Annotated in this window: 12 protein-coding genes; 3 read left to right on the top strand and 9 right to left on the bottom strand. The window is 69.3% G+C overall.

What is annotated here, in order from left to right:
* Positions 1-123 precede the first annotated feature (123 nt).
* The 9 genes from ACFT7S_RS13195 to ACFT7S_RS13235 form a co-directional block, all read right to left on the bottom strand.
* A complete protein-coding gene (locus tag ACFT7S_RS13195; protein WP_382730615.1) occupies positions 124-1,875 on the bottom strand; it encodes a beta-ketoacyl synthase N-terminal-like domain-containing protein in 1,752 nt (583 codons plus the stop codon).
* Positions 1,859-2,605 (bottom strand): 4'-phosphopantetheinyl transferase family protein, encoded by a 747-nt coding sequence (locus ACFT7S_RS13200; protein WP_382730617.1) that lies wholly within the window; start codon positions 2,603-2,605, stop codon positions 1,859-1,861. The genes ACFT7S_RS13195 and ACFT7S_RS13200 overlap by 17 nt, the downstream gene beginning before the upstream one ends.
* Entirely contained in the window at positions 2,602-3,399 is a 798-nt protein-coding gene (locus ACFT7S_RS13205) for an enoyl-CoA hydratase/isomerase family protein (protein WP_382730619.1), read from the bottom strand. The genes ACFT7S_RS13200 and ACFT7S_RS13205 overlap by 4 nt, the downstream gene beginning before the upstream one ends.
* Positions 3,399-4,766: a protoporphyrinogen/coproporphyrinogen oxidase gene (locus tag ACFT7S_RS13210; protein WP_382730622.1), complete on the bottom strand. Its 1,368-nt coding sequence runs from the start codon at positions 4,764-4,766 to the stop codon at positions 3,399-3,401. The genes ACFT7S_RS13205 and ACFT7S_RS13210 overlap by 1 nt, the downstream gene beginning before the upstream one ends.
* Position 4,767: 1 nt before the next feature.
* Positions 4,768-5,805, bottom strand: a complete 1,038-nt coding sequence (locus ACFT7S_RS13215; RefSeq protein WP_382730624.1) for an alpha/beta fold hydrolase — start codon at positions 5,803-5,805, stop codon at positions 4,768-4,770.
* A 98-nt stretch (positions 5,806-5,903) separates the two neighbouring features.
* On the bottom strand, positions 5,904-7,406 hold the full coding sequence (locus ACFT7S_RS13220) for a coproporphyrinogen-III oxidase family protein (RefSeq protein WP_382730627.1): 1,503 nt from the start codon (positions 7,404-7,406) through the stop codon (positions 5,904-5,906).
* A 57-nt stretch (positions 7,407-7,463) separates the two neighbouring features.
* Positions 7,464-8,447, bottom strand: a complete 984-nt coding sequence (locus tag ACFT7S_RS13225; RefSeq protein WP_382730630.1) for an AfsA-related hotdog domain-containing protein — start codon at positions 8,445-8,447, stop codon at positions 7,464-7,466.
* Between the two features lie 35 nt (positions 8,448-8,482).
* Positions 8,483-9,685, bottom strand: coding sequence for a beta-ketoacyl-[acyl-carrier-protein] synthase family protein (locus ACFT7S_RS13230; RefSeq protein WP_382730633.1), 1,203 nt, complete (start codon positions 9,683-9,685; stop codon positions 8,483-8,485).
* Positions 9,682-9,936, bottom strand: a complete 255-nt coding sequence (locus ACFT7S_RS13235) for an acyl carrier protein (RefSeq protein WP_382730635.1) — start codon at positions 9,934-9,936, stop codon at positions 9,682-9,684. Before ACFT7S_RS13235 ends, ACFT7S_RS13230 begins: the two co-directional genes overlap by 4 nt.
* Positions 9,937-10,330: 394 nt before the next feature.
* Between ACFT7S_RS13235 and ACFT7S_RS13240 the strand changes: the two genes are divergently transcribed.
* The 3 genes from ACFT7S_RS13240 (at position 10,331) to ACFT7S_RS13250 (ending at position 14,311) form a co-directional block, all read left to right on the top strand.
* Complete coding sequence (locus ACFT7S_RS13240; protein WP_382730638.1) at positions 10,331-10,528, top strand: hypothetical protein; 198 nt, start codon at positions 10,331-10,333, stop codon at positions 10,526-10,528.
* Between the two features lie 231 nt (positions 10,529-10,759).
* A complete protein-coding gene (locus ACFT7S_RS13245) occupies positions 10,760-11,308 on the top strand; it encodes a DUF2690 domain-containing protein (RefSeq protein WP_382730640.1) in 549 nt (182 codons plus the stop codon).
* 42 nt (positions 11,309-11,350) lie between these two features.
* Positions 11,351-14,311 carry a hypothetical protein gene (locus tag ACFT7S_RS13250; protein ID WP_382730643.1) on the top strand — a complete coding sequence of 987 codons (2,961 nt, stop codon included), beginning with the start codon at positions 11,351-11,353 and terminating at the stop codon, positions 14,309-14,311.
* Positions 14,312-14,474: the final 163 nt, after the last annotated feature.

Below are 14,474 nucleotides of genomic sequence, written 5' to 3' on the forward strand. Positions count from 1 at the left end.
CGAATCCGGTGCGAGCCCCCTGGCGGCTCGCACCGGGCCCCGGGCCCGTTGTGTGTGCTCGCGGTCCGGGTGATCTCCCAGGTCCGCACGGTGCGCAGGCCGAGCCGGCCCGCACAACTCGCCTCAGGCCGTGGGCACCGGGCGGATGGAGTGGATACGCCGCTCCCAGGGGTACCCCGGCAGCGAGACCACCGCGCGCCCGGTGTCCGCAACCGTCTCCGGCAGCGGGTCGTCCGGGTCGAGCAGCTGGATCCGGCCGTCTTCCGCGCCCGCAGCCAGCGCGGTCAGCGCCTCGCGGGCCTCCTGTGCGCCGTCCGCCTTGATCCACGCGGCGTGCCGGAGACGGGTACGGCCGTGGGTCGCGGTGTGCGCGAACTCCGGGTAGCCGACGTCCTGGAGCCGGTCCGAGTAGTGGGCTGCCAGGGTGCGCAGGGCCGATTCCGTGTGCGCGGACACCAGGAAGCCGCCTGCCGGCGCCGGGCCCCCGGTGTACTCGTACGGGGTGTGCTCGTACGAGGAGAGCACCGCGTGGGCGTTGGTCCCGCTCATGCCGAACGAGCTGACGCCCGCGCACCGGCCCGCGGACGGCTCCCAGCGGACCGCCTCCCGCGGCACGGTCAGCCCGTCGCCCAGCTTGATCCTCGGGTTCAGCGTCTCGAACCGTGCCTGCGGCGGAATCTGCCGGTGCTGCAGGCAGAGCACCACCTTGAGGAGCCCCAGCACACCCGCGGCCGCCTCGGTGTGCCCGAGGTTGGCCTTCACCGAACCGACGTGCCAGGTACGGCCGGTCGTGCCCAGCGCCATCCGGGCGGCCTCCAGCTCGATCGGGTCACCCAGCGGGGTGCCGGTGCCGTGCGCCTCCAGATAGCCGATGTCGGAGGCGGTGAGTCCGGCGGTCTCCAGCACGGACTCGATGAGCCGGGCCTGCGCCAGCATGTTGGGCGCGGTGAAGCCGGTGGAATTGCCGTCATGGTTGACGCCGGTGCCCTCGATCACGGCGAGAATCCGGTCCCCGTCCCGCTCGGCGTCGGCGAGCCGCTTCAGCACCAGCACCCCGCACCCCTCACCGCGTACGAACCCGTTGGCTCGCGCGTCGAACGGGCGGCAGCGGCCGTCCGGGGAGAGCGCCGAGGTGCGCTGGATCTCCGCCGTCGAGCGGGGCGAGAGAACCAGGTTCACGCCCCCGGCGGCGGCCACGTCGCAGTCGCCCGCGGCCAGCGCACGGCACGCCTGATGCACAGCGACCAGCGAGGACGAGCAGGCCGTGTCGATCGCCAGCACCGGGCCCTGGAGGCCCAGCGTGTGGGCGATCCGGCCGGCCGAGAAGCAGTGTCCGTTGCCGATCAGCCAGGAGGGGCTCGGGTCGTCCGTCGCCCAGGTCCGGTAGTCCTGGCCGGTGATGCCGATGAAGACCCCCGCCCGAGCAGCGACCGCCGCCGGCGGTATGGCCGCGTCCTCGAACGCCTCCCACGCCACCTCCAGCAACAGCCGGTGCTGGGGGTCCAGGTTGCGCGCCTCCCGGGGGGAGATGCCGAAGAAGTCCGCGTCAAAACCGAGGACGTCGTCCAGGTAGCCCCCCCGGGAGAGCAGACCGTCCCAGTCCCCGGCGGGCCGACGCTGGTCCGGGAGCTCGCCGGTCAATTCGCGGCCCGCCAGCAGGGCCTGCCAGTACGTCTCGCGGTCGGCGATGCCGCCGGGTGCGCGCAGCCCCGCGCCGACGACGGCCACCCGCTGCGTGCTGCGCACGGCGTCCAGCTGGGCGCGGAGCGAGCGGATCGTCTCCATGGCCCGGCGCAGCGGAGCGGCGGCATTCGCGGCGTTGCCAGAAGCGTTCCCGGGGTCGCTCTCGGAAGCGTTCTCAACGGTGGGCGACATCGGGGAATGACCTTTCCATGTGGTCGTGCTCGGTCGTACTCAGCAGCGTGCCGGCCATGCGTACGCGGGCTCCTGCCGCGCGTACGGCCACGGCGGCGAGATGGCCCCGGGGGGCCGGCACCTCGTGCACCGTCCAGCCGGCGGCCGGGCCCAGCTCCGCGGGGAGTTGAACGATCCTTACCGCGGCGCTGCCGCCGGAACCCTGGGCGTCCTCGGGGCCCGGCGCACCGTCGGATCCGAGCGCCGTGCCGACCCGGTCGAGCAGCGCAGGCACCCCGCTCCCCCACGCCTTGAGCACGGCCTCCTTGCGCGTCCACAGCCGGCAGAAGCCCTCCGGCCCTGTCCGCTCCGGAAGCCGTCGCCACTGTGCGAACTCGGTTGCGGACAGACACCCGTGTGCGAGCGCCTCCAGGTGCGTACGCTCCCGCACCCGCTCCACGTCCAGGCCGACAGGGGCGGACTCCGACAAGGCCAGCCCGGCGACGCCGTCCGAGTGGCTGTAGCTGAGGTGCACGGTGCGGCCGCGGGCGACGACAAACGGCTTGCCCCCGTCGTCCCGTTCCCAGCGCAGCGCCCGGGGCGGCACGGCGAGCCACCGGGCGACGGTGGCATGCACCCAGCGCCGGGTGGCCGTGCGCACCCGGCGCTTGGTCTCCTGCGGCATCCGGCCCGGCGGGTCGGCGCACAGGCGGGTGAACCACACCCGCACCTCCGGCGTGCCGGCCGTCACCGGCCGACGAACTCGGGGGACTCGCCCGCGAGCAGGGCGCCGATGCCGGTCCGCAGGTCCGCGGAGACCGCTCCGGCGGCGAACATCCTGCTCTCTGCCGCCAGATGCTCCCCCAGCGAGGAATCCAGGCTGGAGTCGAGCAGCTGCTTGGCGCTGCGGACACTGTGCGGGGCGGCGTCCGCCAGCACCATGAGCCGGTGCAGCGCGGTGTCCAGCAGCTCGTCGGGCTCGGTGACGGCGGACACCAGTCCCATCTCAACGGCCGCCCGGGGCCGGATCATCGGCTGCTCGAGGAGGAGTTCGAGGGCGCGTGCGTAGCCCACGATCCGGGGCAGGAACCAGGCCATCCCGCCGTCCGTGGAGGCGCCGATCGCCCCGTATGCGAAGTGGAACACTGCCTTGCGGGAGACGATCCGCAAGTCGCAGGCGAGGGCCAGGGACATCCCGGCGCCCGCCGCCTGCCCGTTGACCGCGCCGAGCACGGGGCACGGGAGCTCCCGCAGGTTCCGTACGGCGGCGGAGAGCAGTCCGGTCAGCTCGTCGCTGTAGGCCGCCGAGTCGATCGCCGGATCGTCCAGCCGGTCCCGCATCTCCCGCAGGTCACCGCCGCGGCAGAAGTCCTTCCCGGCCCCGGTGAGCAGGACACCGCCCAACTCCGACGTACGCAGCAGCCGTTCGGTCACCGCGCGCAGCTCGGTGAGCAGCGCATGGTCCATCGCGTTGCCCGCGTCCGGCCGGTTGAGCGTGACCACCGCGACGGTGCCCCGGGTCTCCACCAGCACAAGGTCTGCCATCAGCGTCCTCCCGACCGGGTGCCCAGCCGGGCCAGCAGTGCGTCGGTACGCTCGTAGGCCGCCCGGAAGCATGCCTCGATGGAGGCGCCGCGCAGATAGTCGCCGGTCAGCGCGAGGCCATCGAAGGGCTTCAGCTCCTGGTCGATCCGCCGGATGGTGGCGCTGTGGTACCGGCTGTAGCCGACGTAGGCGTGCTCCCAGCGCTTGGTCACCGCGCGCACCCGGCTGACGCCGTCCAAGTCGACGTGCTTCGCCAGCTGTTCCTCGGCGAGGGCCACCAGCTCGGCGTCCTCCCGGTGCGCCGCGCGGTAGGTGCGCCCGCTGAAGGTGTACCTGACGATGTGCCGGTCGTTGATCCCGTATGCACCGGCGTTGCTCAGCGGGCTGTCCGCGGGCTGGACGACCGCCCGCACCTGCTCACCGAAGACCGGCCGGTCGTACTCCGCCAGCACCACCGCCGCCGGGAAGTAGTTGATGCCACTCAGCTCCGCGGCCAGCCCGGCCGACAGCGGCTCGAGCAGCGCCGAAGCGGCAGGTCCGGGCAGGGCCACCACGACGGCGTCGTGGCCGGTCCGTACCGCCTCCCCACCGCGCTCCTGCGCGACCACGCCGGTCACCCGCCCGCCGTCCACGGCCAGTTCGGTCACCCGGGTGCTGCTCCGTACCGTGATCTGCTTGGCGAGCCCGGCGAACAACTCATCGAATCCGCTGCTCAGTTGCTCGAAACTGTCCAGCACCATCCCCAGGTGCGTACCGAAGCACTCCAGGTGCACCTCGTCGGCCTCGGCGCCGTTCATCCGGACCGTCAACGAGCGGACCAGCTTCTCCTGGATGCCCCTGCCGAAGTACTCCGACAGCGGCGGATCGCCGGCCTTCCGGGCGATCCGCACCAGGTCCGGGCCGCCGCAGAAACTGTTCTCACGGCGGCTGCGGATGGCTCGTACGAGCTTCAGCATGCGGTAGATGTCCCGGGCGGGCAGCTTGCGCAGCAGGTGGAAGATGCTGGAGAAACGGCGGGTGCTGTCGATCGTGCGCAGCTTGCCGCCCTCGCTGCGCGCGGAGTTGATGCCGAAGAACTCGTAGTCGCTGCAGCCCAGGGCCTGGCCGAAGGCGCGGAAGTTCGCGTACTTGCGGCCGATGTTCTTGCCGCCCGCGGTGAGCGTGCGGGGGCCGACGGGTACGCCGGCCGAGCGGCCGCCCAGTTCCTCCTGCTCGTCGTAGAGGGTGACCGACGCGCCGAGGGAGTGCAGACGCCATGCCGCGGCGATGCCGGACCAGCCACCTCCGACCACGGCTATGTCGGGCCGGTCGCCCTTTCGCTCGTCGCCCAGCTCTGCTCCGGGCTCCGGTGTCGTGCCAGCGGTCACCTCAGTCTCCTCCTCTGTCGGGGCGGCCGTCACCGGCCGGGTCCTGCTGCGTGCTCTGCTGGACGGCGCCGTCCTGCCGCGTGGTGAGCGTGCCGGAGATCCAGTCCGTGATGTACGCGCTCATGCCGTCGCTGTGCCGGACCCAACGGAAATGGTCCACCCGGCGGCCGCCGGCGAGGGCCTCGGTGTAGTGCCACCGGCTCACCCGGGCAGCCGGGATTTTCTGCAGCAGATGATCCGTCGCGCCAGGCGGCGCCAGAATGTCGTTGTCCACGCCGACCGCGAGGACGGGAAGCTTCAGCCGCGCGAGCGCCGCCTCGTAGTCGGTGTCGCTGCCCCGCAGCGTGTAGCGGCCGGTGCGGCCCTGCCGCGCCCAGTCCCGCATCACCGCCGTGGTCTGGGTGCCGCCGAAGCCGAGCCGTTCCCCGGGCCAGTAGCCGAGCACCGTGGCGAGCGCCGCGAACAGCTGGCTGCCGACCAGGTTGCGGAGCCCGCGCACCGAGCCGAACCCCCGCCACCAGACCGACCCGGCCGCCGTCAGCACGACGGCGTGCACCCCGGCGAGCCCGGTCGCGCTGCTGAGCAGCGCGAGCTGGCCGCCGAGGCTGTGCCCGACGAGCACCACCGGCGAACGCGGGAACGCCGCGGAGACCGCACGGACGACCGCGGGAAGGTCGTCCTCGACCATCTCCCGGTACCCGTACGCGACTCCGCGTCGCGCCACCGGGGTGCTCTCGCCCTGGCCGCGGAGGTCCGTGACCGCCACGTGCAGTCCGGCCCGGTTCAGCCGTCGGGCGAAAGGCGCGTAGAACCGCGCCCGCGCCCCCATCGCCGGTACCACGAGCGCGACCGGGGCATCCGGCCGCTCCGCCCGCAGGAGCCGGACCACGAACTCGGCACCGCCCGACGAGCGCACCCGCACGGACTCCTCGGCCGGCCCGTCCTGCTCCCGGCCCGCCGTCGCCGGTCCCGCGTCGTCCGTCTGCGGCTTCTCCGAAGTCGCCCTGTCCGGCGCGGTGTGCCGTTCCTGATCCGTCATCTGCGTGCTCGTCCTCTCATCGATGCCGACTTCGGGCCCCGGAGAACCGGGGACCCTGGGCGGCCGGTGGGGACGGAGTGGGCGCCCGTGGTCTGCTGTCACTTCATCAGCTTGGGGTACAGCTCGTCGTTCTCCTTGATGAAAACGGTCTCCTCGTTGACCTGGAAGCGGTCCTCCCGGTCGAAGTTCTCCTTCGTTTCGGTCAGATGCTCGATGAGGACCTCGCCCTGGGTGTTGAGGGCGTGCCGCAGATAGTCCGTCTGCAGGTTTCCGTGCCAGATCACTCCCAGCTTGGTGACGCTGAACTTGTCGCCCTCGTCGTCGACCACGTTCCGTTCGAGGTGGCCGTCGATGACGTTCATGACCCGCTCGAAGACTTCCGGCTCGACCTTCTCGCCGAAGTCGGCCAGGTAGCTCTTGTCCAGCTGCTTGAACCTGGGGAACATCACCATGACCCGGTCCAGCACCCCGTCGTACCCGATGGACTGCATGGTCTCGGTCGAGGCACCGTGCTCGTCGACGTTCTTCTGCCAGTCGTCGACCTTCTCCGGGTTGACCGAGACCATGTCCCGCAGGTTGCCGCGCGCGGCACAGCCGATGCCGATGATGTCCTGGCGGGCGCAGTGCGCCGTCTGGTACTGCGACGGCTCCGGGTGCTTCGACCAGGTCTCGGCGATGGTGTTGTGGTAGCCCTTCTCCGTGAGGAAGTCGTACAGGTGCTCACGCATGGCGAGCAGCTGCCAGGGGCTTCCGGGCTGCGCGACGCGGCCGTCCAGGATCATCTTGTGGAGCGGCCGGTACGGCAGGTAGATCGTGGTGAAGAGGTCGATCTCGGTCGGGTCGTAGCAGCTGACCAGCTCCGCCAGTTCGTCCTGGAAGCCGACCAGGGACTGGCCGGGGAGGTCGTACATCATGTCCACGCAGGTGTCGGCGTCGAAGCCGATGCTGCGCATGCGGTCGAAGACCGCATCGACGTCCTCGCGGGTGTCGTGCCGGCCGATCTTCTTGTGGATCACCGGGTCGAGGGTCTCGACACCGAAGGTGATCCGGTCCCAGCCGTGGTCCTTGAGGACGTCCAGCAGCCCCGGCCGGCGCAGGGTGCGCGGCTCGCCGGTGAAGCTCTTCTCGATCGAGTCGTAGTTCGGCACCACCTTGCTCAGGTGCTCGCTCAGCCGCTCCACCGCGGAAGTGGGCAGTGTGGACGGGCTGCCGCCGCCGATGTAGATGCCGGTGAACGTGCGCTCCTGAACGTACGGCTGGCGCATGTACCAGTCGATTTCCTTGATGAGGTAATCCGTGTACGTCTCGAGGCGCTCCGAGTCCTGCTTCGGATAGTGGAACCGGTTGAAATTGCAGTAGTGGCAGAACGACTTGCAGTACGGGACATGGATATACATCATGATCTCGTCATTGATGTTCCCGCCCGGGTCCTGCAGGCTGTGGATGTTCTCGATCACTTTCTCGCGCGGGACCTGGTTCCAGTCCATCGTCGCGAATAGCGGCATGATGTAATGCGACGCCGTTATCACGCCGTCGAACGGTACGGGCTGCGAAGGGTTCTCACCCAGGTAGTACGGCTCGGTCTTCCTGGAATGCGACACTGCTACTCCCTCGGGTCGGTGCCTGTGTTGCGGTCGGTCGGCTGCTTCGGTGGCCGGTCAACTTCCGGTGACCAGCGTGATTCCCCCCTCTGCGATCACGCCGTCTCCCTGCACGAGCCGGACCGCGACGGTGTCGACACCGTCCGGTACGGCCGTGCACGTCACCGGGGCACCGAGTTCGGCGAACTGACGGAAGTTCACGGCACAGTCGACGGCGCTCAGCGAGCGCGCGGGGATGCCGTCCCGCCGCGCACGGGCGGCCAGTGCGCTCTGCCGCGCCCCCTCCAGCAGGAGCATGGCGGGCAGATGGTCCAGTTCGTGGTCGAAGAAGACGGGGTCGTCGAGGTCCACCACGAGGTCCGCGGTGATTCCGTCGTTCTCCTCGCGCAGACCGCCGACGACCACATTGCGCGGGTCGTTCCTGCCGACCTGCTCCGGTGCTGCGCGCTCCCCGACCGTCCGGTGCGCCGGGGCGCCGGCCACCGGCACGGCGCTGTCCTCGCGCAGCGCGCGGTAGGAGTCCTCCTTCAGCATCATCAGGGTTCCGCTGAACTCGGCCGCCGGGACGCCGTTGAGGTACAGGATCGTGGAGCTCAGCAGATGGCGGGGCGTGCCGTCGGGCCACCGCTTCGCCTTCTTCACCACGAATTCGGCGAGCACCGTGGCAGAGGCGCGGGTGACCGCGACCGCCGCCCGGTTCAGCACCTCCACCCGCATGGTGCCGATGACGAACGGCCGGTCGAGCGGGACGCCCAGCAGCCGGTGCACCATCGCTTCGGATGCCTGACGGGCCACCTCACCGAGCAGGAGGATGTCGTAGCCGAAGTCGTGCGAGTCGTTGTAGAGCCGGTGCGAGCGCGGCAGTTGTGCCAGCGCGAGGAGACGGCCGTCGATCTCCCGGACATCGGTGACCAGGACCTGCTCGACGGCGTGCTTGTGCACCCATCCGCAGGGCACCGTCCGCTCGGCCGAGAGCTGCGCTTCTGCGGCTTCGAGCCCGGTCACGGGTGCACCGGCCTGCGGCCAGTGTGTCTGTGTCATGGAACTCCATCGTCGATCGGGGAGTCACGCACCGGTCAGGCCTGCAGCACGAGGGCCGCGTTGTGGCCGCCGAAGCCGAAGGAGGTGGAGAGACCCACCACCGGGCCGTCGGTCCCGTCCCCGAGGGGACAGGCGCGGGTGAGATGACGGAGGCCGTCGAGGCGGGGGTCGGGGTCGCGAAGTCCGGCCGTGGGGGGCGCGATGCGGTGGCGCAGGGCCTGCAGCGTGGCGATCGCCTCGACCGCGCCTGCCGCGCCCAGCAGGTGGCCGACGGCCGACTTGGTGGACGAGATCGGCACCTCCGCCAGCCGCCCGCCCAGCACCTGTGCCAGCGCGGAGGCCTCGGCCAGGTCGTTGAGTTCGGTGCCGGTGCCGTGCGCGTTGATGTACGTGACCGCGTCCCCAGGGGTGCGCGCGTCCTCCAGGGCGCGCCGTACGGCCTGTGCGGCCGCGGTCCCGGCGGGTTCGGGCGCGGTGAGGTGGTGGGCGTCGGTGGTGGAGCCGTACCCGGTGATCTCGGCGAGCACCTCTGCTCCGCGCCCGGCGGCCGATTCGCCGTCCTCCAGGACGAGAACACCTGCGCCCTCGCCCATCAGGAAGCCGTCGCGGTCGCGGGAGAACGGCACGGAGGTGCCGGTCGGCGAGAGTGCTCCGGCGTTCAGGAAGGCCGCCCGGATGAAGTCGGAGAGCCCTGCCTCCGCACCTCCCACGACGACGGCGTCGGCCTCACCGTTCCTGATGAGACGCACTCCGGCGCCGATCGCCTGCGTGCCGCCGGCACATGCCGACATCACGCTGTAGGTCTCTCCCCTGATGCCGAATTTGATGGCGAGCTGCGCGGGCATCGAGTTGGCCATCATCATCGGGATGGTGAGAGCGGAGACGTCCTGCGCACCCTCGGTGCGCCATACCTCCAGCTGCTGCTCAAGGCTTTCCAGGCCGCCGATCCCGGTGCCGATGATGCAGCCGACGCGCTCTCCCGGATACGGCGGGGTGTCGCCCCATCCGGCCTGGCCCAAGGCCTCCGTGCCGGCCACCATGGCGAGTTGGCAGCACCGGTCCATACGGCGTCGCTCCCGGCGGGTCAGCGTCTCTTCGGGCGTGAAGTCACGGCAGCGTCCCTCGCCGTTCTCGATGCCCGACTCTCCCGCAACGGCCCGGTCGTGCAGCAGTGTTGCGCCGCTGCCCAGGGCGGTCACCGCACCGACACCGGTGACCACCACCCGCCGTCGGGTCACTTCAGACCCGCGGTGGCACAGATGACATCGAGGGCTTCACCCACGGTCTTGACGCCTTCGAGATCCTTGGGGTGCAGCCGTATCTGAAATTCCTTGTTCACCGACTGGCCGAGATCCACCATGTCGAGGGAATCTATTTCCAAATACTCGAAGGTGGCACTCGGGTTGATGTGGTCTCTCTCGGCCCCGCAGTCCACCAGGGTTTCGACGACGAATTCCTCGACCAGATCACGTGTGGCCTGCGTAGGCACATCATCCTCCTGCTCACACAAGGGCAACGGTCTGCACCATGGAAGCAGGTTCGGCTAAAGCACCGAATACGTCCCGCTAAAGCGCGGACCGAACCTCTTCATCCTGTGCGGCAGGGGTGAAATGGGCCGGCCAGGGGCGGGGCAGCCTGTCCGGTGGTACGCGTTGAGCGGTCCGCCGGGACTTGCGCAGATCCGGAGCGCTCCCCCGTAGCGCCCGCCCGCGACCCGGTTCTCCATCAGGCCGCACTGACGATGATCAGGAAGAGGCCGACGGCCCTCGAAGACGGACTCCGCGAGATGCGCCCGCTTCTCGCGCAGTCCCCGGTCGGCACCATCGACCAGGCGCTGCTGGCGGTGCTGCCCGGTGCGGAACAACGCGCTGCGGTTGTCTGCCTTGTCGGGAAAGACGTTCATCGTCGACGAGGCGCACTCCTACGCCCCCTGGAATCCGCCGGGGGGTGCTGCCCTGGTCGTGTGCAACACCGTAGGAGACGCCCAGGAGACCAAGCTGCTGCTGCGTGAGCGCTTCGACAAGCGTTCCCACGCGGAGGGCGGCCAAGTCCACTTGCTGCACGGGAAGAACACCGCCTGACACGCCCCACTCTGTGGCCGCGCACCACCTATGAGGTGTGCTGCCACAACACGTCCAGCTTCGGCATCAGCGCAGGTAAGGACAGGGCAACTCCCAATATCCGCACGGGTGTTCACGTAAACTGCGCGTGCCCCTCTGACGCCCGAAGTGGCACAGGGGCAACAAGGATGAACACGGCCATCCGTGCTGCGCTTGATGCGGCACGGAGAAGAAATATCTGAGGTGATGTGTGTGCACGGCATACGTAGATGGGGGCCGGCGGCGGCTGCTCTGACGCTGCTGGCAGGAGCCTTTCAGGGAATTCAGGCGTCCCCGGCAGCCGCAGCCGACTGCTGGCGAGACACTTGTTCAGGCAAGGACCCCATTCAGATGGGGTGTGACGACGACGCCGAGATTCTTCAGCAGGTGACCAATTCGGATGAGTCGGTCGCGGTGCGGCTGATGTGGTCACCGCAATGTCAGGGGGTATGGGCGAAGGTCTCACGCGATCTCGACACGTCGCCCGACTATGTGTACCTGACGCTGTGGACGACACGTGATCCCGACGGCGGCATCCAGGAATACGACACATCGGGCCTTCTCGCCGACGGTGTGGCAGGTGCCTACACCAAGATGCAGAACTGGAAGAGCACGACAGCGAAGGCGTGCTGGAACGACGTCAATGCCCAGTACGACCCCGAGCCGATGAAGTACATCATCAACGACCCGAACGCCAGCACGGACAAGCCGGTCGACGTGAGCCTCCCGGCCGTACACGGCCTTTGTACGGACTGGCTGTAAAGGAAGATCATGCGCAAAATGCGTCTCAGAAGTTTATTCTCCATGAACCCGCTCATAGCCATGAGCGTGGTGGCGGCATCCGCCGCCCTGGTCCCGCTGACATCCGCGGACACCACGGTGGCCCCTACCGCCGCGGAGGGCACGACACCCCGCCTGTTCTCCACACCCAGCAAGGACTTGGGATCGGGCTACGCCTCTTCACCGGACGCGATCGTGCAGGCCACCGGTGACGCCGAGGGGCTGCACATCCTCGCGGCGAGGGAGAGCGACGGGTTCTCCTTCTACGAGATCGCCCGCCTCAACCGCAAGGGACTGTCCGACGTCGGCCCGTGGACGGGCTACGTCTGCACCACGGGGTCAGGGAACTACGCGGCAGCGGTCTACGCCCCGTCGGCCTGGTCCAACCAGCCCGGCGCGTACGAGAACGGCGCGTTCGCCGCGGTGATCCGTCTCTCCGACGGCAAGGTCACCGAGGTTCCCGACCGGGTGCAACTGGCGTACTTCACGCCGGGCTGCGGAACGGGCGACGAGGTGGCGTTCACCTCCAGTTCGGCCACCGACAAGTCCGCCGGCTCGACGACGGTGACATCGGTCGACGCGGCCACGGGATCGGTGTCCTCCCGCCGCACGGTCGACGGCTATCTGACGCACGTCACGCCCACGCAGAAGCGCACCGTCGGCGTGCTCGGCGGCAACCTCGTCGACCTGAAGGCCAACGGCAAGAAGCTGTCCGCCCGCAAGCTCGCCGCGGTGCCCGGCCCGATGTTCGCGCTGACCGCCTCGAAGAACGGCACCGTGGACATCGGCACGGTCGACGGCAAGAGCAGCGTCATCTCCCGCTTCGACGGCGGCGATTTCACCGAACTGGGCCGCGCCCCGAAGGGTGAGGTCAAACTCCTCCCCGTGGCCGACGGCGCCGCGGTTGTCGGCGACGTGCAGGGAATCGACACCAGCAACGCCCCGGGGCTTTCCAAGCACGCGGTGGACGGCCGCGTGGCCGGGATCTCCCGTCACGGTCATCTGGTGACCAACTCGGTGTTCTCCGAGCAGATGAAGGGCATCACCAAGCGCATCGGCTCGCCCTCGGACAAGGGCGCCGGATCGCTGACCGTCAAGGCGACCGCGCTCAAGACCGGCGCGAAGGCCACCAAGCTCGTCGACGCCGACCTCGAGCGGCCGAAGCCGGACTCCTCGCCGCCCATCGACCCGGCCGCGTACACCGTGGCCGGAGACGATGACGACGATCCTCGCACCTGCGGTGAGGGCGGGCCGGAAACGCAGTGCCTGTCCGGGTCCGGTGCGGCCGTCTACGGCAAGGTCGGGGAGATGGAATCCCCCTGCATCGTCAAGCGCAACGACCCCAAGCGCCAGGCACTCCAGGCCAGCGCGAACATGGTCGAGTGGGCTGTCGACCAGGCCGTTCACGGCGAGCTGAAGGTCTCGCGCCCGAGCAACTGGCACGACACCGGCCTTGCCGCGTACACCCCGCAGGGCCTGTTCCCGAAGCCGCCGCTGACCGGCGGGGGCGACATTCCCGCACAGGTCATGCTGGGCATCATGGCCCAGGAGTCCAACTTCAAGCAGGCGTCCTGGCACTCCATGAACGGCGACTCGGGCAACGTCACCAGGTCCGACTGGTACGGCAACGAGAACGGCATCCACGGCTACCCCAACCGGGCCAAGGCCGACTGCGGCTACGGCGTCGCCCAGGTGACGACCGGCATGTCCGAGGAGCACGCCACGCAGCTCGACCCCCTGCGCGCCGGCGCCGTCACCACTGACTACGCCGCGAACATCGCCGCCGGGCTCAGCATCCTGGCCGAGAAGTGGAACCAGCTCAAGGCGCTGGGCATGAACACCAACAACGGCAGCCCGGCCTACATCGAGAACTGGTACATGGCGCTGTGGGGCTACAACTCCGGCGTCTACACCTCCGGCTCCGTCGGCCTGGGCTTCTTCAACAACCCGATCAACCCGCGCTACCCCGCCGACCGGCAGCCGTTCCTACGCTACAGCTATGACGACGCCTCCCACCCCGGCGACTGGAACTACTCGGAAAAGATCTTCGGCTGGGCGGAAGTCCCGCAGCTGACCTGGGACGCGGAAGAGTCGTACGCCGAACCGAACATGCCGCTCGGCGGCGTCAAGGCCGCCCCGCGCGACCTGTTCTGCGACCCATCCGTCAACGCGTGCAACTCGGCCGCCGCCGACCCGTGCCCGAGCTGGGACGCGAGCTGCTACTGGGACCGCGGCGTGGACTGGATGGGCTCGCAGAGCACCGGCAACTCCAGCACCGAGAAGCTCAGCTACTCGCTCGGCTCGGGAGAACCCGAACTCAAGAGCAAGTACGGTCACGGCCCGTGCATCGACCACCCGAGCGTCTACACCAACGCCATCATCGTCGATGACCTCGGACAGCACGAGGACACCTACGGCTGTGGGGACTTCGAGGCGGCCGACGACGGCAAGTTCACCCTCCAGGCCGGTGACAACATCACCACGCTGAGGGACGACGGCAGCTTCCGCGCGACCCCCTACCTCGCCCCCATCGACCTTCATCAGCTCGGCGCCGGGTACGACCACCACGTCTACTTCACGCACAGCTACGAGTACACCGAGCCCTTCCACAGGGTCACCGGCCGGTGGCAGGTCAACCAGAAGAAGCTCCCCTCCGGAGACCAGCCCGGCCAGCGCTACAAGGTCTATCTCCACCTGCCCAGCCACGGCGCGGAAGCGGTCGTCCGGTACGACTTCATCCCGGGCGACAACACGAGCGGTGCCAAACCCGACTACTGCAATGTCAACCAGGGAACCCGCAGCGCGGGCAAGGACACCTGGTTCGAGATGGGCACCTTCAGCTTCTGGAAGGGTGGCCGGATCGAGGCGGACAACATCCACAAGGGCGGCACCGGAGACGACAACGTGGTGTTCGACGCGATCGCCTTCGTTCCGTTCAACTCGGCCGACCCCGGCGCGTGCGCCCTCGTCGACGGTGGCCTGTGATTCGCGCCGCCATCCGTGTTCCCGCCGTGCTGATGACTGTCGTCATCGGCACGGCGGGAGCCGCCTCCTGCAGCCAGAGCAGCCCCAGAACGACAGCGTCCGAGCGTCCGAAGGCCGCAGCGCCTCATCCTGAGCCGTCCAAGACGCGGACTGCGCCGCGTGC

Origin of the sequence: Streptomyces sp. NPDC057136 (assembly GCF_042670885.1) — a bacterium.
GTDB lineage: Bacteria > Actinomycetota > Actinomycetes > Streptomycetales > Streptomycetaceae > Streptomyces.

Coding starts and splice junctions, on each gene's coding strand:
- ACFT7S_RS13195 (WP_382730615.1), bottom strand. CDS start 1,875: ATGTCGCCCACCGTTGAGAACGCTTCCGAGAGCGACCCCGGGAACGCT.
- ACFT7S_RS13205 (WP_382730619.1), bottom strand. CDS start 3,399: ATGGCAGACCTTGTGCTGGTGGAGACCCGGGGCACCGTCGCGGTGGTC.
- ACFT7S_RS13215 (WP_382730624.1), bottom strand. CDS start 5,805: ATGACGGATCAGGAACGGCACACCGCGCCGGACAGGGCGACTTCGGAG.
- ACFT7S_RS13225 (WP_382730630.1), bottom strand. CDS start 8,447: ATGACACAGACACACTGGCCGCAGGCCGGTGCACCCGTGACCGGGCTC.
- ACFT7S_RS13250 (WP_382730643.1), top strand. CDS start 11,351: ATGAACCCGCTCATAGCCATGAGCGTGGTGGCGGCATCCGCCGCCCTG.